This window comes from Thalassomonas actiniarum (assembly GCF_000948975.2).
Classification (GTDB): Bacteria; Pseudomonadota; Gammaproteobacteria; order Enterobacterales; family Alteromonadaceae; genus Thalassomonas; species Thalassomonas actiniarum.
On the sequence record NZ_CP059736.1, the window covers coordinates 275,502 to 296,140 of the forward strand.

Below are 20,639 nucleotides of genomic sequence, written 5' to 3' on the forward strand. Positions count from 1 at the left end.
TGATTAAACCAGCTTTGTGCATCAAGAAAACGTTCAGGTTAACCTGCTCGACTCAATAAATTTTATTTATCATTTACTGGAGCTGTATGTCTATGATGATTACATCATCTGAAGATGAAATTAATCAATTTAAATTCCAGCCCGGACAGAATTTTATTATTGATGATATAAACCACTCTCTCACTGGCGTATTCCTGCAACCCCACCGGCACCATTTTTATGAGCTTGTGTGGATTTTTGAAGGCAGTGGTTTTCACTTTATCGATTGTCAAAAGTATTCATTACAGCCTGGGCGTGTTTATGTGATAAAGCCCGGTCAAATTCATCAATGGCAAAAAACAACATCGCTCAACGCAATGATCATTTTATTTTCTGATGCCTTGCTAGATAGCACATATGGTGAAATGCTAAGGCAAAATGCCTCCTTATTTTCAATAGACACAGAGCGGCCCTATCTCGAGTTATCCAACCAAGATACTGATAAGTTAAAAACTCTGGCAAACCTGATGAAAGATGAATATTCGCAAGAAAACAGTGACTGGCATTTTATTCGCCCCCTGTTGAGTGCTTTCCTTTATTATCTGCTTCGTTTGGGGCGAAAAAACAATGAATTGAGTCATCCCCCTCACAGTAATCAAGCTCAAAACGAGCGGCTTGGCAAATTGCTTGCCTTGATTGATAGCGAATATACCCGGTATAAGTCGGTAGAGTATTATGCTGACAAACTCAATATTACCAGTAAACGACTAAACGAAATTACTAAAATGAATCTTGGCAAGACTGTTGGACAAATGCTCCATGAGAGAACGATATTAGAAGCAAAGCGCTATCTCTCTTTGTCAGAAAACAGCGTTAAGACCATTGCCCATAAATTGGGTTTTGAAGATCCTTCCTATTTTTCCCGTTTTTTTCAGCGAGAAACCTTGATGTCTCCTAGCGTATTTCGAAAAAGCATCGCTGATATATCAAAGTAATACTTCCGAAAAACACCCGATTTCCGGCAATTAATCCATTCCTCTCTTTTAAATAAAAACCGACAATAGTCCCTACAACTAAGGTGTATGAGGGAAGCTTTAATGTAACGACATTGAATAATCAATATCTGTATGTTCGAAAATATACCATTCAAAGCAGCCCTGATAAGTCATCAGCTTTAGTTGTTTAGATTTAGCCGAAGATGTGTCGCTCAGTGGCCATGAGTATGACTTTTATCCTTTAAAAAACAGTAATACATATAAAGAAATCGGTGCTCAGTATGTATTTGGAGAATAGTGAAAGTGAAAATTATTAAAGTATTTATTTATATTTTTTGCATTCTAGGAGCGTATAGCGCGAATGCGACAAATAATCATGTTCAGGAGAAAACAGTGCCCTATCAACAGCAAAAAGTGGCCTTTAAAAGCGGAGAAAATACCCTGCAAGGGATTTTATTCACGCCAAGTCAATCAAATGGAAAAACGGTCACTTTAATAGGGCCGGTGGGATATGTAAAAGAACAAGCCCCCTTACTTTACGGGCAAAGCCTGGCTGAAAAAGGTTATATCGCCCTGATATATGATCCAAGTTCTCATGGTGAAAGCGAAGGAGAACCACGCCGCACTGAAAGCGCAGAGCAGAAAACCCTGGATATCATTGCATCGGTCGACTATTTATCTAGCCTGGATAATGTAGATCAATCTGAAATATACGGGCTGGCGATTTGCCAAGGCGTTAACTGGATGATAAAGGCGGTTAATCGCGATGACCGAATTAAAGCCATGTCATTGGTTGCAGGGCATTACCTGGATCCTGAGGTGGCCGAAATGTATAACGGCAGCAAGGAACGCTTAAAAGAAGTGATTAGCAAAGCTGAGAAAGCCAAAGAAAAATACGCGATCACCGGAGAAGTTGATTACATTCCTATTGTCGGTTCAATACAACAAGATGCCTTGTTAGCTTCGCCACATGTCTATGATTGGTACATTCCATGGGAAAATAATACCAACGGTTTAGGCGGTAAATGGGAAAACCGGATCTCACAGATGAGTTTGTTAGATATCTGGCAAGGTGATGTCGCAAAAGACTTGCTGAAAGTGAACAAACCAATCTTGCTTATACACTCTGACAAAGCGGCAAGTGGTCCGAGTGTTCCCAAGCGGTTATTCAGTGTTATTCCGACTTCAGATAAAGCGATGGTTTGGTTTGAAGACCAGTTCCAGACGATGTTTTATGACGATAGAGTGCTAATAAAGCGAGCGGTTGGCCATGTCGACAAATGGTTTAAGAAAAAATGATATTTATATAAAAACACAGCATTACGGCATGTTTTAGTGTCCTGAAGGATCATTTAAGCGCACAGCCAAGAGCGTCAGGTTTTGTTTTTTCATTTTCAGGCTTTACAAAAAACCTGAAGTGTAAAAACAAGATCTGACTTTGTTATCCGCTTTAGTTGGTTGTTTCATCTTTGACCATCCTGTTTTTCGCTGGTCTGAATTACGCTCTTATTTTAAAGGTGATCCCAAAAATGTGCTTACCGCCTTGTTAAAAACCTTCAAATATAAATACCGCAATATAGATGACCTTGAGGAATTTGTTTAGACACCTGTACGTATGTGAAATATTACCGCCAGGCATCAACTGGCGAATCGTAATAAGGTTGGCAATAAGGAATATTATGATTATTTGAATTACCAAGGTGAGGCTATTGAGCGTTATGCGTATTAGTCTTACATCCTCCTGCCTGGGATAAACGGCCAGGCTATGGGACCGGTAAAGGGAGTTTTTGACTTGGCATTTTTCAAAAAGAAGCGAGTGTAAAAACAAAACCGGACCGGTTAATCAGCGCTATATCTCCGTTCATTTGTTGTTTTAGCGCAAAAAACTAGCAAACACATCTAAAAACTTGTCACAAGTGTCAAAAAAGTCCGGTTTTGCTCTTCCACTTTGCAATCCCTGTGCTAAAATCCGCGCCTTTTTTCCCAACCATAGTCAAACAAGGAGGATTTTGATGAAATCATTTTCAAAGACTATTATCGCTGTGGCACTTGCTGTTCCATTCTTTTCTACACAGGCAAAGGCCGACACATTTAACGTGCCTGTATTTAGCCAATGTGAAGCGAGCACCTTAAGGAGCAACACTGAAAACCATGATGTATTTCAGCTGCGTTCTGAGTTTTTTTACGAGATTGAAGACGAGCGCGAGTATGCCATTACCGCCGTAAGGGCCTGGGCTAAACAATTTCACAACAGAGATTCTGATTGCATGCAAAAGCAAGTAGCAATCAAGCTTGAAGATGTGCAATGCGACACCCGCATTAACGGCGCACCTGTATGTGCCATTGAAAGCGACAGCGGCGATTTTATTGTCGCGAAAGACTACGTAGATTCCACCAATGTGGTAGCGGTAGCCCATGACAACCAAAGCTGGCCAGCTATTTCTGGCAGCAACGACAGTGATGAATTGTATATGCCAAATCCTGAGCAGTGTTATTCTGACTTGCTCGGCACAGGCGGCGATTCTCAAGCTTATTACATTGATGCTTATAACTACCGTTACTTTGGCGATTACCGCTTTTTGATGGCTAGAACGGCAAGGGATCTGGTACAAAACTTAAGTGCAAAAAATGCCTCTTGCAGTTACCGGGCACAAGACGTTGTAGCATCAGATATGAACTGCAACATCACCGGCAATGGTACCCGTTACTGTACGCTAAGCAACACTAATGCGGGTTACTTTGTGTTTGTCAGTGATGACAATCATGGTATGCATTTGATTTTTAATCGCTTGGATTAAGTTAGGGATCACCCTTAAAATTGGGGCGGGAGTTTTTGGTTTTATCGGCGTGAAAGCCTTATGGCAAAGGTTTCGCCCTAAAGCATAGCGTTGGGATCAGATCTTGCCTTTTGTCTTTTTCTTACCTTTGAGAAAACAAGATCTGGCCCCGTTTATTGTTTCGACAATTACCAGTTAAGCACTTCGGTGCCTTTTCCCAGGCACTGCCTTACTTCCATGAGCACAGGGTGATTGGCATTCTTGAGTGGCTGATCGCCGACCTTGAACTGCAGCTCCAGATCAGGCTCGAAGGCGAGCACTATGGATGAGCCGCCATAGCCAAAGTGGCCCATGTATTGACCTTTCTCAAGGGTAGCGCCGTTGTCTACCGCATTCACAATACTGCCAACGCCCCAGAAACCAATGGCGATCATCGCCACCAGGCCAAGGTTTTCTGTTTTAATGACCCAGACATAACGCTGGTGCTTACCGAGTTTCTTGTACCAGCCAACTTTGTCGCTGTCGCCCGGCAGGCTTGGCGCATAGTGATCCTTCGGATTGTAGTCGTCGAAGTCGTAATTATAAGAGCCTTGATATAATCCCTGGTCAATCACTGTGCCTGACACCGGCGCATGAAAGTGGTGATAGTCGGTAAACCAAAGCAGAATATCAAGCAGCGCACCGCCAAGGAAATGCCGGCCATAACCGGGTATAGCTTCCAATAAATCAAATCGGTCCCCTGACTTGCCCGGCAAGAGATAGCCGTTGTCCGGTGCTAGTTCGGCGTTGTCGTGTGCCCTGCCACGGGTAAGGTAAAAAGCACCGCCATCGCAGGGGGCGACAATCACATCGCCTGTAGGCCGGGCACAGCAAAGAGGCCTTTGCCCCGGTTTCAGGTTACGCAGGAAAAACTGATTGAAAGACAGGAAACCCCCCGTGGGGCTACCCGGATCTGGCTGCTCATAATTGTCGATATTAAATGGGTGCGCTTCTGTGCCCTTATACTTGATCCATTCGCTCAGCGTTGTTGTTGTTGACGAAGTACTGTTGATCCAATCGCCATGGAAATTAAGGAACTGGCGGAACCAGGGCTTGAAATATTTGTCGTTGGCCAAGATCAAGCCGGATTGGGTATTTACCAGGTAGTCCCAGTATTCGATATATTGTCCGGGGTTGGCCGGTGTTGGCGTGTAGGTTAACCATTGCAAAAAGAAATGCTTTAGCGTGTATTCTGGTTCCCGGTATAGATATGGCTGCCAGTAAGAGGCTACTTGCTCCCGCTCCGGTATATTTCTTTCTGCATATACCTCGGCCAGCGCGCCAATATACGAGGCTTTATTAGCGGGGTTCTGGTTGAATACCTCCTCTAATTGCTCGATATGTTGCTCGGCGGCAGCAACTTTTGTGCTCCATTCTACGGGCGTGGGCAGTGTGATGGGAGTTATTTCACTCATGGTGGTTTGTCCTTAGCTGTAAGTTAAAATTATGCTTTGGTCAGCGACATTGATACTGCTCTAAAAGCTTTTCCTTTTAACGCATATCCATTTATGTGTTTATACCTTCATGTATAACAACTTATTTATAGGACAGATTTGATCTGACTGTAGTGGGTAAACTCAAAATCAACTTATTGTTAGGTTATTTTTGCTGTTGAGATCTGGCACTGAGTATTTTTTCTATTTCCTCTCTTGCCTCTTTAATATAGGTAAAATGGTCGTGTTGGTATTGCACCAGCTTCCTGTAAGTTTTGCCAGATAATAGATAAAAAACGACAGGCATCATAAAGATGTTAATAAGATAGGTGAGATAATCTGGTTCATCTTCGCCTCTTTTGTTATTGGTTTTTTGGAGAGTGTTCGACATTATTTTGCCAGCTCCTCATCTATACCAACTTCCGGGGAGTTTGTTGTGCCCGAGAGAGCACTACCAGTAAAGCTCATAGAAACACCGATAGCATCTGTAAGTTGCGTTACAGTGGAGTGTAAAGTACATATGGAGGTTAACTGCTAGCTTCTGTATGACAAAAATAGTTGATTGATAAGAGGTATAGATGTCCAGAAGCAACCAAGAAAGATACGATGATGCACTTGATTATATAAAAACCAATGTAAGCAACAATCTCGCTCGACAAATTCAGCTTAAAGTCACAACAAAAGGAATGGAGAAATCTATCGGAGCCAAAATTTCTTTGTCAGGCCGGGGTTAGAGCAACGCAGGAACAAAGCAGCAACACTGGGCTGTACGTGCCCTATGTATGTGTCGGGAAGTCTTTTTGAAAAATACTGACGTTGATAAGTTTGTACGAGAGAGCGTTGATTTAAAGACGACAAAAGATCACTATTTAAATAAAGCAGAATCTTTGTTGAAAAAAGCCATCCAGTGTTATGAAGCTGACAATACCGCGACTATTCAAGAGTTTGCTGGTATTGCAGGCAATGAAATGCTTACTACGGCAAATACACCTTATGAGAAATCATTATGCTCAGATAAGGGCATGGGAACTAGCTCCCCGGTATGTTTTCACGCGGTAAGGTGTTGGTTATATAAAGCCGGCTTTGTGTCGTTACGCTGGATGGCAACCACTGGTTATAGCCTGACAGCGAACAATTGTAATGACATTTTGGATCAGGGCGAGATAACCGGGCCAGATCAGATTGACCGCATTCCAGTGGGTTAGTTATTTAATTTTCATGCTCAGGGAGATAAATCTGTTACCCATTGGGGGATCTCATTGGGTGCCGGTTTAGCAGCAGGTTCAAATACTACAGCGGGAGAGTTAGATTATCGTAACGGTAAAAAGGCGATATTCACTGACTTTAGAAAAGGGAACAGTACCTGCGGGGTATTCGACTTAACCAGTGCCTGCAACGTATGCAGCAACAAGTATCAATTAGGCGAGGTAAAGTCCGGCAAGGTAGAGCAATGGCGTGATATTGTTATACGCCAGAATAACCCAAGGTTAGTTACTTCTTGCTGTTAAAAACTACCTATTTCAGCACATTTGCATAAAGTATCAAGTGAATTGATTTAGACCTGATTTTACAAGCAATTAGGTCTAATAAAGCATTGTTGTAATCACTCGCTATTCTATATAAATAACAGCCTAACATTACAAATGTGAATAAAGCCGCTACTGATGAGTAGCGGCTCCTATGTTTAGATAAAAGGCATGCTGCGCAAAAATGACATCAAAACACAACAAGGCTCACAGTAGCTTCCTTATTAACAACCCGGGGCTGAAATGCCAAAGTTGATACGTTCAAACACAAACCGGTTTTCATCATCTAAGCTTACTGACTGCCAGTTGCCGGTGCTTTCATCATAAAGCGAAAACGACAAACCGTTAATCTTGGTCACCAGGGAATTATACTTGCTAACGGCAGTATTATCCGCGCGACTGGTTGCCCCTGTGGAGTTATAACTCAGGCAAGTGCCGGGGATCGAACTTTGGTTGATATGTCCGCTGGGGTAGAGGTGGTAATTGTCACTGTTGTTGCTGTCCATATGCCCTGAGGTCATGCCGGAAATGGCATAATATAAATTCGCGCTTGAACTGGCGACCCGCTGAGGGTTGATGATCATATTGGCGATATCATTACCTTTAGTGGTATTGGCATGCAGGTCAACCTGGAAGTCCTGCCAGGTGGGGGAATAACAGTTATTGCCGCAATTACTCGTGGTGTAAAGATCAACACAGGGATCGCCGCCGACTTCCAAGCACACCCCGTAACTTGTCTGCGACATGGTACAAGTAGTGCCTACTTCACAGCTTGACGGCACCGAAAATAACGGCGTGCCCCGGGACAAGATTTCTATGCCCGCCCGGCCGCTGTTGTTAAAGCTGTTATCCTGCACCCAGATATCATGAATGCCGCCCTGGCCGGTATAACCAAACTGCCCGGCATAGGCATATCCCGGCACTATGCTTAAGCCGTTGACGCCGCTGTTTTCCACTGTGTTTTTGTAGATTAAAATATTCTCGGCCCCGGGATTGACCTTGATACCGTGGGACCCGGCTCCGGTGATATCATTATCCACTAACGCAACACCGCCTGTGGTGGCGCCGGAGGTGGAAATACCGTAACCGTTCCACTGGCGGTTGGGCCAGATAGTGGTAGAGCTGACAGAAGTTGAATTTTTAGTGTATTTATCTTCATCGCTGTCGGAAATCGGCAAGCTGCCAAGGCCCGGCTGAGTCACCCCGCCGCCGATATTAGTGATAACATTTTTACTCACCAAAATATCGTTCAAGTCTTCTTTATTGATGTTGATCCCGGCGCCGTTGCCGCCTAAACCGGCATTTTCCACGCGGTTATCATGGATCCACAAACGCTCAGAGCCGGGTCCCGGGTAGATGCCCCGTTCGCTGAGGTTGCTGATGTCGTTTTTCACGATCGCCGCATCCACCATGGCCGTGGTCGAAAAAATACCGTAGCGGCCGCCGGAGGTTTGCGAGTCGTTGGTGATCACATTATCGTAAATCAGCACCTTGTGGTGCTCGTTGTTATGCAGGTAAATGCCGATATGGCTATCTTCAATACGGGAGTGTTGGATACTCAGGTTTTGCGAATGCTTGGCAAAAATGCCGTACTCTGCCCCTTTGAGCGACACATCTTCAATGGAGATATCCTTGGCCAAAGTCGCATCCAGGCTGAGCATAATAGCGCCGTCAAAAGCCCAACTGGTGGTGGAGTGTTTCTTGCCTTCTATGCTCAAGTCACTGATGGCGATGCCTTCGGGATTTTGCCTGAAGTGCAGCATGCCCCAGCCGTCTGTACTGCATGCAGCCGAAGTCATACAGAATTTCAGCCGGGTGTTTTCCTTGCCCGCGCCTTTGATCACTACGTCCTGGGCGGCGGTATTAAAATAACTGAACATCAGTTCATGGCTGAAATGATAATCCCCCTGATCGAACTCAAAGCTGATATCCGGCTTGCCGCCGCTGAGGTTGCCCCGAAAATCGATGGCCTGATCAAATATATAATTGCCCGGCTTAAGCCTTAAACTGACCTTGCTGCACGAGGCACTGTTTAAATGGGCATTGATGGCGGGATCCGGATTCAAACTGCCGCCGCTGCCAAAATCGGCGGGCTCTACCACCATATGACAGCTATCGTTGGCTGCCACTGCTATGGTACCGGTCAGGCTATTGTTATCTTCATGACTCTCGCTAAAGCGGTTGATATCATCGACTATCGCCTTCACCGAATAATTGCCGCTGCCGGCCGGCCAGGTGCCGCTGAAGCTGGCGCTATATTCTTCATCTACTGCCAGCGAGGTGGTTTGACCGCTATCATTGCGGACAAAAAAAGCGCCGACATAACCGCCGCCAACCTGCAAACCTGCGCCGACAGCTACCCCTGACGGGGTGGCGGCCGTACCCTTATTTTTCAAGGTGGCGGAAAAAGTCACCGCCTCCCCCGGCGCGGGAGAGATCGGACTCCAGTTAATATCCCTTACCACCACATCCGGTAAGGGCTGCTTTACGCAAAAGGTTTTCATTGACGACCAGGGACCGTAATCGCCGATTTTCCGTTCTCCCCGGATCCACCAGTTGTAGCATTGCCCGGCGGTCAGGCTCTGGGTATCGGTATGGGAGGTCGCCGACGGTAAAGGCTCAGGTAAGATGGCATATCCGCCGCTGGTTTTTTGAATACTCAGGCGATAGTAAACCGCCCCGTCAATGGCATTCCACTCAAAAGTCGGGGTCAGATCATAAACATCTCCCGCTGGAGAAAGCGTTGTGCCCTGCGCTAACGTCGCGGCCATGGCACCCTGGGAAAAAGCACCGGCGGCCAGGAGCAAAGTTAACGGTTTCAGTTTTTGTTTTAGTGAATAAGAAGAGGTGAATGAGACTTGTTGTCCGCCGCCTTTCAATGATTTTGATAAGGGACGAAGCTTATTGCTATACATCATAGTTATCTCCATTAGCTATTATTGTTATATTGCGTTCCTTCCTCTTAATAAATCCATTACTGCCAGTTAAGAGCTGGTTATAAAATAACCGGAACCTTTCCATATTATGCTTTGCCCATATTTCCATCATCCGATATCTTGTAACAAAGTATTAACTCTGAAATAAAAAATATTTCACCTGAGAATAGTCCGAGAAAGGTTGTCGGGGCTGAGTCAAAGGGGCATTGCTGCCTTTACCCGGATAGCGGCCATGTATGAGTGCAAGGCTAAATTGGCTAAATTAATAACGGGGTCTTCCTCGGCATCCAAGGCAATGCTAACATCTGCCCATCATTACCGTTTAGAAGCCAATATGAATTTTAAAAATACACACCAAGCGCCTGTCGCCGCGAAAAAAACACATCAACATGAAATACACGGCCACAAACGCCGGGATGATTATTTCTGGCTACGCGATGACGAGCGTCAGGCGCCGGAAGTATTGGCCTATCTAAACGAAGAAAATACCTTTACCGAAGCTGTAATGGCGCCGCTGGCACCTTTGCAAAAACAGCTTTATGATGAAATGGTTGCCCGTCAGGAGCCGGCGCTGGAGTCTGTCCCTTATTTTAAGAACGGCTTCTGGTATATCTCCCGCTTTGACGAGGGCAAAGACTTTACCGTTTATGCCCGGCGAAAAGGAGATATGGACGCCCCCGAGCAGGTGATTTTAGACTGTAACGAGCGCGCCAGGGACAAAAGCTATTATGAGCTGGGGGAGTTAACCTTATCCAGCAATGCCATGCTGATGGCCTACAGCGAAGATACCGTCAGCCGCCGCCAGTACACCCTCAGGTTCAAGAGCCTGGCCACCGGGGAAGATTACCCCGAAGTCATCGAAGAGACCGCAGGCGCCGTCTGGGCCAACGATAATGAAACGATTTTTTATGTTAAACAGCACCCGGAAACCTTATTGCCCTACCAGGTTTACCGCCACACTTTAGGCACGGATGCTAGCCAGGATCAGCTGGTTTATCAGGAAGACGATGAATCCTTTTACCTGCACCTGTATAAAACCCGCTCGGAAAAATACCTGGTGCTGGGCATTAACAGCACCACTACCTGCGACTGTTTGCTGCTCGATGCCGACAAACCCGATGGTGAGTTTACCGCCTTTTTACCGCGCGAACGCGGCCATGAATATACGGTGGACCATTTCAGAGATAAGTTTTATATTCTCACCAATAAAACCGGCAAAAACTTCGCCTTGATGACCTCATGGCAACAAGCACAGCAAGACGCCGATAACTGGACGAGTGTTGTGCCTGCCCGTGAAGACGTGCTGCTTGAAGGTTTTGATCTGATGCACAACTACCTGGTCGTTGAAGAGCGCCAGGCAGGCTTACCCCTGCTGCGGCAAATTCACTATAAAAGCGGCGAAGCAAAAACACTGCAATTTAATGATCCCGTCTATACGGTATTTAGCCATTACAACCCGGACGGCAACAGCAATAAATTCCGCTATCAATACACCTCATTTACTACGCCATCAAGCATTTATGAGCTGGATCTCGACAGCGGAGAAACCAGGCTGCTTAAACAAAGCAAGGTAATGGGAGACTTTGCCAGCGACGACTACCAAAGTGAACGGCTTTGGGTGAGCGTACGTGACCAGGTCAAGGTGCCGGTTTCCCTGGTTTATAAAAAGGCTCTGTTTAACCATGAAAATCCCTTGCTGGTATACGCTTATGGCGCCTATGGCGAAAGTATGGATGTCAGTTTCAGCCCGTCGAATTTAAGCCTGCTTGACCGCGGTTTTGTTTATGCCGTGGCCCATGTTCGCGGCGGCGAGGAATTGGGGAGACACTGGTATGAAGACGGTAAGTTGCTGAATAAGAAAAATACCTTCAATGACTTTATCGATGTCAGCCAGGCCTTGATTGAGCAAGGTTATGGCGCAAAAGACAAACTGTTTGCCGCGGGCGGCAGTGCCGGCGGACTTTTGATTGGCGCGGTTATCAACCAGGCTCCCGATCTCTATAAAGGAGTGGTTGTCTCGGTGCCTTTTGTCGATGTGGTCTCGACCATGCTCGATGAATCGATCCCGCTGACCACAGGGGAATACGACGAATGGGGTAATCCCAACGATGCGGATTATTACCACTATATCCACTCCTACAGTCCTTATGATCAGGTAAGCGAACAGGCCTACCCTCATATGCTGGTGACCTCGGGTCTGCATGACTCCCAGGTACAATACTGGGAGCCGGCCAAATGGGTGGCCAAATTACGCCAGCACAAAACCGACGATAACCAATTGCTGTTATACACAGATATGGACGCCGGACATGGCGGAAAATCCGGTCGCTTCCAGCACCTGGTGGATGTTGCCCGGGAGTTTGCCTTTTTAATTGATCTGGCCAAATAACCTTTTCGGGAAAAGTCAGGGTAATGAAAACCGGTAAACGTTTAAGCCAGATAGATCAGATGATCACAGCACACTACCCGGATATCTGGGATTGTTGCTGCGATCACGGTTTTTTGGGCATGTCGCTGCTCAAGCGCCAGGCGGCAGACACCATACATTTTGTGGATATTAATGCGCCTATCATCAGTCAATTAGAGGCACAGCTCTTACAACACTTTCCACAAACGGAACACGACAGCGGGCAAAGCTGCTGGCGGGTATATTGCGAAGATGTTGCCCGGTTGTCGCTGTGCACCGCTAACGATAATAAAGCTGGCAGTGGAGATGTCCCGCTGATCATTATTGCCGGAGTCGGCGGCGACCTGTTGACTGAGTTGGTGGAGAAGATAGTCGGGGCAAACCCGAACCGGTCGCTGGAATTTATCTTATGTCCGGTACACCACAACTATAAAGTGCGCCAGGCATTGAAGCAGCTTGATCTTGGCCTGATTCACGAGGTTTTAATCAAAGAAAACCGCCGGTTTTATGAAATACTCCATGTCACGACAGCGACTGCATCCGGGCAAGCGCATACAGCTGTTTCCCCGGTGGGGGCTAAAATGTGGGATTTCAGCCAGGCTGAGCACCGGCAATATTTGCAGCAAACCATCAGCCACTATCAGCGGATGCAAAAAAATCCACGCCAGGAAGTTATGCATATTATTAGCGCTTACCAGGCGCTGCTGGGCGAATTAGGCAAATAACAGGGAAAGCGCCAGTAACAAGGTCGTTGCTAAGGTCACGGCTACATTCAAGGCCAAATATTGGGGACTGTTGGCAATATCTTCCCGCAAACGGGCAAGTTTGACCGCCACTACCAACCCCGGCACTAAGGGCAAAAGTGCAATCGCCGATAACAAAGGTAATAACCCGGCCGAAAGTAACAAGCCCAACAACAAAAACGGCAACAGCATAAAGATGGCAAAAATTCGGTTACTGCTTGTTATGCCGTAGGCAATGACAAAGTGGTTGCGGCCAACCGACTTGTCCGCTTCGATATCCGGGTATTGGTTAAGCAGTAATAAATTGTTGATATGGAAAAAGGGCACCAGGGACAAGAGCAGCGTCTGCACGGTTACCTCCCCTGCCAGTAATAACACCGCCCCGGATACCATTAAAAGACCAAACCCCAGTCCGGGAGCTATCAGGCAAAGCCAGGGAAAGCGGTTAAGATGGCGGGTGTAACTGACGATAACGCCGAGTCCGGTTAACCCTATTATCAATAACATCAGCCGGGTATGCATTTGCAGCGGTGCTTGAAACAAAAAATAGCCTCCCACCAGGCAAACCAGCAACAGGCAGGCATAACTTGCCTTTAATACCAGGGGCGCACTTTGAGGATCGCCGGGTAAAGCGCCGCTGCCGCCGCTAAAAGGGGTTCTACGGGTGATTAAATCAAGGCCACTGCGAAAGTCCTGATATTCGTTGAGCAGATTTACCGCCAGGTGTGCTGCCAGCGCGCCGATAAATACCAGCCCGGCATCGCGCAGGCTAACATCCGGTATTTGCCTGCTGGCAAGGGCATAAGCCAGTAACAGGCATACCGGGGTTAATGCCAAAAAAGGCAGCCGGGCTGCTTTAAACAGGGTTTGAAATGCCACCATTGCCCTCCTGCGCCTAAATGATTTCTTCGCCCGGCATTACCGAAAAGCGCCGGTGCAGCTTAAAAAAGCGAAAGGGCTAAACAGCTTAAGTTCAAGAAAAACTTACCCTGCCTAGCCCGGCTTACTTTTGTATAAGTTACTTATCTATAAGTTACTTATCTATAAATTACTATTCTATCAGCAGTTTAATGGTTTTGCTCAAATCGTTATAAGTTGCGGTGATCACCACTTCGCCGGTTGTTGTCGTGGTGCTGGTTAACTTATAGCGCGCATCTTCCGTGCCGGCAGAGGTTATTTCGGCATCCACCAAAGTGCTGCCGTTAATGCTCCAGGTGGCAAATTCTGTTACATTCACCCCAGTGGTGCTGCCGTCAAAATTAGCATCCAGGGATAATTCCACCGACTCTTCCGCATCAATGCTGATGGATTCAACGTCATCTGCTATGGCAGTATCTCCCTGGTTCAGGGTTAAGGCCGACAAAGTCGCATCGCCGCTGACGGTTAACGTGGCAGTGGCGGTTTTTCCGCCGCAGTTGGCGGTAATCGCGGTGATGCCGGGTTTCAACGCCAGCAGCTGGCCGTTGTTAGCGCCTGAATTGGTAATACCGGCCAGTGTACTGTCAGTGAGCTGCCAGTTGATATTCAAGTCGGCATTGTACTCGGTTTCATCTCCGGATAATGTTGCCCGGGATTGTAACTGCAGCCTTTCGCCGACAGCCAGGGCAATACTGGTGATAGCACTGTCCTGGCTGCGGATGTCAATGGTGTTGAGATTAACCGGATCGGCGGATACTGTCTTGGTTGTGCTTACCTCTTCGTAAGTCGCGCTGATGGTGGTTTCTTCAACTTCATCGCTATAGGTATGCAAGGTACCGTCGCTGTCTATGGTCGCTGTGGTGGCATTATCTACCGACCAGGTAATATCACTCGTTCTTTCAAAGGTAGTGTCATTGGTATAAGTCACATCCAGGGCAAAACTGGCATCGATACAAGTTAAGACATTGCCGCTTTGTGGCGATTCTTGCCTGATGGCAACCGACTTTACCGTCAGATCCTGTACCAAGACTTCAACCTCGGCGGCGATGCCGGTATTGGTCGTTGCTGTGATAGTGACAGGCTCGGTTGAATAACTTACCCCGGTTACCTGGCCTTTACTGCTTACTTTGGCAATGTCTTTATTGCTGGATGTCCAGGTCAGCTCCCGGGTGACGTCACGGTTGTCGCCATTTTGATCTGTCCCTTCGGCGCTTAGCTGATACTGCTCATCCTCTTTGAGAATAATCTCGCTCTCTGAAATTGTGAACGACTCAATAAGCGTGCCTTTTTCGGTTTGTACAGCCACTTCAACTGCGGTGGCCAAATCTTCGGATTCACTGCTGCTTGAATTACAACCGGCCAACAACAGGCCCGGCATCAGCAGGGCAAGTGTTTTTGCTTGTGGCCAGACAGCGTTTTTTCCTGAGTTCATTTGAAAATACCTTATTTAATAGATTAGAAGTCAGTTACTTAGAAGCAATAACTAGAAGTAATAGTTAAAACCCAGGGTAAAACCGTCGATTTTTATATTGTTGTCATCATAGAGGGATTTATAACCTAGTTTCATTTGCAGGTTTTTATAGGCAGGAAATGAGTCATAAAAGGAAATCCCCCAGGAAAAGCCATTATATTCTTCGCTGCTGCGGTAGTCGTTTTCATCACCGGTCACGGTAAGTTTAGTACTGGCATAACCCAGGGTGACATCAACACCAAAGGAGGTGTCATCGCCGGACTTAAACAGCAGGTATAAACCTTTGCTGTCTTCAACATCAAACTCTAAACCAACAACCTCATCGGTGCTGGTACCTTGTATATAGTCGGCTTCAAGGGAGATCTGCTCATAAAGGCTAAAACCCGCTTTCAGGCCCGCCAATTTGGGTTTGGCATCTTCACCGGAAAGTTTGACACTGGAAAACATATAATCGACGCCGACAAAGCTGGAATCGCCGAAGCGAAAATCGGTCCAGCTTGAAGCAGCATAACTGGGAAAAGCGCTGCTGAGCAGCAATAACAGGGGAATAGATTTTTTCATGACGGAGGCCAAAGTGTCCTTATTGGAAAAAGGACTGCATGTTAACCAGTTAGTGACAAATTTTCTACAAAATAACCGACAAAAAAGAGACTTTTCTTTATCTTTACCTGTTTTGCGGTAATCCGCTTGCGAAGGGGCGCTTTTATTGCTGGCGCTCAACAAAAGCATAACGGTAAATATCGCCCCTCACCGGTTTTTGTTTTACCCAGTAAAGCTGCTGCTGATCCGGTGAAACAGCAAACTGATGGATAAAGTTATCCGGCTTTGCCATCACCAGTTTTTCCTTGCCGCCGACTAAATGGTGTTGCCAAATTCCGGAAGACGGCCGGTAAAAATAAACCCGGCCGGCGATTAACTGCCAGTTGAGCCAGTTTATCAGGGGAAAGTCTTCAATAATGAGCTGCTCTTCATTTTTTTGTCTTCACCTTCACCATTATCAAGCACCTTGCGCCACAGGCCATCCTGGTTAAACTTGCTAAAATAAAGCACTCCTTGCTTCACCCGGCCACTATAGCCTCCCCGGGTGGTCAGCTGCCGGTGCTGCTCCAAATCCCGGCGATATTGCCATAATTGCCATTGGCCGGAGCGGGTACTGCTATAGATCACATCATCATCTTCACCGTAATTAACTACATAAGCCTGGCTGGATTCAGGCAATAGCCGGGTATAGCTTTGATTTTCGATATCCATTTCAAATACTGCCCCTGATGTAGACAACAGGATTTTTTTACCGTCGGCGGAAAACTCATAGCGGGAAAATTCAAGTTCGAACGGCAGGTTAAGCTCCAGCAGCCGGGGAGTATTATCTTCTACCAGCCATAAGTTATATGACTTGTGCCTGGTAGAGATTAGCGCAGCCATATCGGCAGAAAAACGCGGTAACAATTCCAACCGGGAGCTGGTTTGCCACAAGGTATTTGTCTCCTTGCTGATATTATATCGAAAAATTTCACTGGAAGCCCGGGTTTCACTTATTAAGATCTGCTCCTGATCTTGATGGTTTATTACCGCCAGTGAATTGATTTTCTTGCCTATTTGCCCTGACAGGGCAAGCTCCCCGGTGTTTGGGTTGAAAGTATATAAACGATCATCACTGACCAGCAGTAACTCTTGCCCGTTTGCCCGCCAGGCAAGTGTTTTAACTCTTAGTGCCAGGTGATGAACAACCGGAGCTGCCTGGTTAGCTTGCTTACCTGAAAACAACAACAGCTCGGTTGCCTGTTCATTTTTATACCTTAATACCGCGAGCTGCGTACTAGGGGGGTTAAAGGCAAAATCAAAGTCCCCTTTTAGATTACTGTGGCCTGTCGGCATGCTGAGCTGGCTGATGGTTTGGGTATTAATATCAAAACTAAAGATCTGATAGGGGGATGATTTACTGAGCCTTTGATTATAATAAATCAGGCTATCCGGCCCCCAGGCCAACCGGGTTGGCCATTTTTTGCATTGGAACAGGGGCTGTGTTTCTTTTGTCGCAAGCGTGTATAAGCGCACAAAGCAGGCAGTCAATGGAGTCAAGAAATCAGTGAGAACTCACAAGGCCAGTACCTGCCGTTAACCGACAGCAGTCACTTAGTGGTGTTTGAACATCCCCAGGTGATCTTGGATGCATTGGCCTATTTACTGGAATAAGCACCTAAGCAAGTATTAAATAAACACTGCCGTTAGGAGCTTAAGCTCAACAAGTTCTTTTCGGCAGATGCTGTCAATAATCCCCGGCAGGCGGCAAATTTTATGCCTGAATAAAGTTTATTTATAACAACTGTTTAGGGCTGTCATTGGCAATGAGCTTTAGGTTAGATACCAGTAACTCTACTGGTAATTAGTCGCTGTATCCGTTTTCTCAAGCGACTATAGATTATATAGAACTTAATATCATTTAATTACAAGATATATCGGTTTTATCTAATGGCACAAAAAAAACCAAGAAAAAATTATCGTTTATTTACTAGAACAACCGCTTTAGCAGCATTCACAAGCGGTTAACAAAAAAAACAGGTAAACTGAGGTTATTATAAAATCAATTCGGCTTACCAGGTGGTCAGCCTTTGTTAAAAGGAGTAAAAATCAAGCAGTTAAAATTAATCTTGAAATAAGGTTTCTATCTGGTCCGACTTTTTCTCCAATATTTGTATACAAAAAAACCGCTTGCATTGTTCAAATAAATGTCTATATTCGACGAACTTTTCACCAAGGAGAGAAGTGGAAATAATAAAAAGAGATATTTAAATATCTGAAGGAAATAGATGAGCAATCAAAATGGAGCAGCAGCATGGAATCTACAAAAAACATCAACAACTCATTATCTTCAAGAGAGGCTGAAATTATTAGCCTGCTCTCAAAAGGGTTAAGCAATAAAGAAATCGCCAAAACCCTGTATTTAAGTGTGCATACGGTGATCACCCATACTAGAAATATTTATAAAAAATTAAATGTAAACTCTCGCGCTGAAGCCGCTTACGAGCATTTAACCCGTCAAACAAAATAGTCACCGGTTAATCAAGACTTTACCCCCACTAAAGTCCCTATTTTTAAAGCCCTTAGTTCCCCACTAAAGCAAAACAGGCAACTGATCCTCAGCGGTCAATATTTTAATGCGTCTTTTATTTATTCCGTGATAGATAAAAGACCTTTTCAGGCCGAAGAAGCGGCAAAGAATGCACAAATATTGCCGGTATGATGACATGTGAAAAAACAGGACGAAAAATTACTTCTTAGCCAGAATTGTTATTAACTGGTTGATTTTTAAGTATATTAAGTCTTGCTTTTTTGTCCTAAAGAATGGGGGAATAGTCAATATACCTAATTCTAGGTATATGCCACGGACAAAACCCTAATTATAGTGATGCCATTATTTTCAAGCATGGAAGATCAACATTGAAAAAAGGTATTGCCCTCTTACTGATATCGGCTTTGGTTGTTACAGCCCTGTATTACTTTAACCGGGACACTGGTACTCAACACAGCACAAGTGCTGTTGCTGCCGACAAAGTTATAACAGTTAAAAGAACACCGCTAAAACAGATAGTAAAACCTATAGTATCAGCCGATAAATCAGCTTTATCCGCGACCCGAATGACCCCGGTACGTGAGATAACGACTGATAAAAATACCGGGGTTGAAGACACCGGCGCTGAAAACAACAGCAGCGAATCCTTGTTTGTCGAGTCACAAAAAGCCAAAGAGTTTTTGCAGGCATCTGGCAAGCTCAGGGAAAATTTACAAGGCGAAGTGTATATAGAAATCAGCAGCAATGAAATCAAGTCGCTGGCAGTTGGTGATACTTTTAAACTGGAAATACCGGCACTGGATATGTTCTACGACATTCAAGTGGACCATACCCGCGAGGATCAATTTGGTAACCAAACCATAGAAGCGGTTTTGCCGGATGAAGAAGGGAAATACAGCTCAATTATCACCGTTAGCGAGCGTTCCATTTACGGCAATATCACCACGCCCCACGGCATCTACGCCATTGAAGGAAACGGCCAATATGCCTGGATAGCCGAAACCGCAGGTTTGCTCGACGGTGTGATCCAAGACCAGATTGGTGGTGGCAGCACAGATAGCGAAAACCACAACCATGCGCCTATCGATACGGGTAACGGTAAGCGCGGCAGTACCCATTAACCCGAAATAATAAAAACACAAATCAAACATAAAACAAAAGGAAAATGTTATGTTGAAATCTGTATCTAAGAAGACATTATTAGGACTCTCATTATCGGCATTATTCAGTGCCTCGGCCATGGCGACAGACGTTGTTGTTGATATTTATTACACGGCATCGGCGGCATCAAGAAGCTTTGATATCCAGTCAGAAATCACGCAAATGGTGGCGGCTTCCAACCGCTATTATGCCGATAACGGCTTATCCATTAACTTGGTACTGGCAGCCACGCCATACCAGTTAGGCAGTGACGTTGTTGCTTCCCACTCTGACCTGCAAAGTGTCTACAAGGATAGCCAGATCCGAGGCTGGCGCGATCAGTTCAATGCAGACTTCGTGGTTGTGCTTGGCTCTAAAAACAGCACCTGGCAAGGCACTACCTGTGGTATCGCCGGCGACATTTACGGCCTGAAAATCTTCCCGGATCATGATACCTATGAAAGCTATGCCTACAACATCACCGCCAATGACTGCGGTAATACTACGTTAACTTTCATGCATGAGCTTGGCCACAACATGGGCTTAGGTCACTCGGTAAGACAAGGCGCCGAAGGTGGTGTTTACAAATACGGTGTCGGTTACGGCGTTGATTATGAGTTTGCCACTATTATGGCCTACCCTCAGGAGTTCAATACCTCGACCCATTTACCGGTATTTTCCGATCCGGGCAGAACCTGTAACAACTCTTATAGCTGTGGTGTCAGTAACGTAGCAGACTCGCAACGCGCCCTGGATAACATCACCAATACTATTGCCAATTTCAGGTAAGCAAACTTTTTTATTTTGCTAGCCAGGCTGCCGATCTCCCTCGGCAGCCTTTTTTCTTGCCTTGCTGTTACAAGCCGCCGGCTAAGTCGAGAAAATTGCCGGTGGAAAAAGAAGACTTTTCAGATGCCAGCCAATAGATGGCCTCCGCCACTTCCTCCGGCTGTCCGCCCCTTTGCATCGGAATTTTGCTTTGTAACCGTTCGATACGGCCCGGCTCGCCGCCATCGCTGTGCATCTCGGTATAAATAAGCCCGGGACGGACACAGTTTACCCTGATCCCTTCATCCGCCACTTCCAGTGACAAACCTTTAGTCAAGGTATCTACCGCGCCCTTGGAGGCGGCATAATCTATATATTCGTTGGGAGAGCCGCTGCGGGCCGCCCCGGATGAAGCATTGACAATAGTGCCACCTTTT

General features: G+C 45.9%; 17 protein-coding genes and 1 pseudogene. 9 read left to right on the top strand and 9 right to left on the bottom strand.

Annotated features, from left to right (window positions below):
- Positions 1-92 precede the first annotated feature (92 nt).
- The 3 genes from SG35_RS29670 (at position 93) to SG35_RS29680 (ending at position 3,772) form a co-directional block, all read left to right on the top strand.
- Positions 93-974 carry a helix-turn-helix domain-containing protein gene (locus tag SG35_RS29670; protein WP_274055525.1) on the top strand — a complete coding sequence of 294 codons (882 nt, stop codon included), beginning with the start codon at positions 93-95 and terminating at the stop codon, positions 972-974.
- 303 nt (positions 975-1,277) lie between these two features.
- Positions 1,278-2,273: an alpha/beta hydrolase gene (locus SG35_RS29675; protein WP_274055526.1), complete on the top strand. Its 996-nt coding sequence runs from the start codon at positions 1,278-1,280 to the stop codon at positions 2,271-2,273.
- A 713-nt stretch (positions 2,274-2,986) separates the two neighbouring features.
- Complete coding sequence (locus SG35_RS29680; protein ID WP_044832336.1) at positions 2,987-3,772, top strand: hypothetical protein; 786 nt, start codon at positions 2,987-2,989, stop codon at positions 3,770-3,772.
- 167 nt (positions 3,773-3,939) lie between these two features.
- On the opposite strand, the gene SG35_RS29685 is transcribed toward SG35_RS29680, so the two are convergent.
- Together SG35_RS29685 and SG35_RS29690 are read right to left on the bottom strand one after the other, a co-directional pair.
- Positions 3,940-5,205, bottom strand: coding sequence for a phosphatidylserine decarboxylase (locus SG35_RS29685; RefSeq protein WP_044832335.1), 1,266 nt, complete (start codon positions 5,203-5,205; stop codon positions 3,940-3,942).
- 184 nt (positions 5,206-5,389) lie between these two features.
- Positions 5,390-5,614: a hypothetical protein gene (locus SG35_RS29690; RefSeq protein ID WP_044832334.1), complete on the bottom strand. Its 225-nt coding sequence runs from the start codon at positions 5,612-5,614 to the stop codon at positions 5,390-5,392.
- 409 nt (positions 5,615-6,023) lie between these two features.
- Between SG35_RS29690 and SG35_RS29695 the strand changes: the two genes are divergently transcribed.
- Positions 6,024-6,428, top strand: coding sequence for a hypothetical protein (locus SG35_RS29695; protein WP_152646572.1), 405 nt, complete (start codon positions 6,024-6,026; stop codon positions 6,426-6,428).
- Positions 6,429-6,973: 545 nt separating this feature from the next.
- On the opposite strand, the gene SG35_RS29700 is transcribed toward SG35_RS29695, so the two are convergent.
- Positions 6,974-9,667: a CARDB domain-containing protein gene (locus SG35_RS29700; protein WP_044832332.1), complete on the bottom strand. Its 2,694-nt coding sequence runs from the start codon at positions 9,665-9,667 to the stop codon at positions 6,974-6,976.
- A gap of 352 nt (positions 9,668-10,019) precedes the next feature.
- Here SG35_RS29700 and SG35_RS29705 point away from each other — a divergent pair, with 352 nt between their 5' ends.
- A complete protein-coding gene (locus SG35_RS29705) occupies positions 10,020-12,074 on the top strand; it encodes a S9 family peptidase (RefSeq protein ID WP_044832363.1) in 2,055 nt (684 codons plus the stop codon).
- 23 nt (positions 12,075-12,097) lie between these two features.
- Positions 12,098-12,817: a tRNA (adenine(22)-N(1))-methyltransferase TrmK gene (locus SG35_RS29710; protein WP_044832331.1), complete on the top strand. Its 720-nt coding sequence runs from the start codon at positions 12,098-12,100 to the stop codon at positions 12,815-12,817.
- On the opposite strand, the gene SG35_RS29715 is transcribed toward SG35_RS29710, so the two are convergent.
- From SG35_RS29715 to SG35_RS29735, 5 genes are all read right to left on the bottom strand, one after another.
- Entirely contained in the window at positions 12,806-13,717 is a 912-nt protein-coding gene (locus SG35_RS29715; protein ID WP_044832330.1) for a prenyltransferase, read from the bottom strand. The two genes, SG35_RS29710 and SG35_RS29715, sit on opposite strands and share 12 nt — an antisense overlap.
- Before the next feature lie 169 nt (positions 13,718-13,886).
- Entirely contained in the window at positions 13,887-15,185 is a 1,299-nt protein-coding gene (locus SG35_RS29720) for an Ig-like domain-containing protein (protein WP_053042956.1), read from the bottom strand.
- 51 nt (positions 15,186-15,236) lie between these two features.
- Entirely contained in the window at positions 15,237-15,785 is a 549-nt protein-coding gene (locus SG35_RS29725; protein WP_160298270.1) for an outer membrane beta-barrel protein, read from the bottom strand.
- A 142-nt stretch (positions 15,786-15,927) separates the two neighbouring features.
- Positions 15,928-16,059, bottom strand: coding sequence for a hypothetical protein (locus SG35_RS29730; protein ID WP_269082169.1), 132 nt, complete (start codon positions 16,057-16,059; stop codon positions 15,928-15,930).
- Positions 16,060-16,160: 101 nt separating this feature from the next.
- Positions 16,161-17,279, bottom strand: coding sequence for a TolB family protein (locus SG35_RS29735; RefSeq protein WP_044832328.1), 1,119 nt, complete (start codon positions 17,277-17,279; stop codon positions 16,161-16,163).
- Positions 17,280-18,057: 778 nt separating this feature from the next.
- Here SG35_RS29735 and SG35_RS29740 point away from each other — a divergent pair.
- The 3 genes from SG35_RS29740 (at position 18,058) to SG35_RS29750 (ending at position 20,223) form a co-directional block, all read left to right on the top strand.
- Positions 18,058-18,273, top strand: coding sequence for a response regulator transcription factor (locus SG35_RS29740; RefSeq protein WP_044832327.1), 216 nt, complete (start codon positions 18,058-18,060; stop codon positions 18,271-18,273).
- A gap of 587 nt (positions 18,274-18,860) precedes the next feature.
- The gene (locus tag SG35_RS29745; RefSeq protein ID WP_152646571.1) at positions 18,861-19,415 is read left to right on the top strand and encodes a hypothetical protein; all 555 of its coding nucleotides are present in this window, start codon (positions 18,861-18,863) and stop codon (positions 19,413-19,415) included.
- Between the two features lie 49 nt (positions 19,416-19,464).
- Positions 19,465-20,223, top strand: a complete 759-nt coding sequence (locus tag SG35_RS29750; protein WP_044832325.1) for a zinc-dependent metalloprotease family protein — start codon at positions 19,465-19,467, stop codon at positions 20,221-20,223.
- A 67-nt stretch (positions 20,224-20,290) separates the two neighbouring features.
- Here SG35_RS29750 and SG35_RS29755 read toward each other — a convergent pair.
- A pseudogene (locus tag SG35_RS29755) lies at positions 20,291-20,635 on the bottom strand (SDR family oxidoreductase); the annotation flags it as partial.
- Between the last annotated feature and the right edge of the window lie 4 nt (positions 20,636-20,639).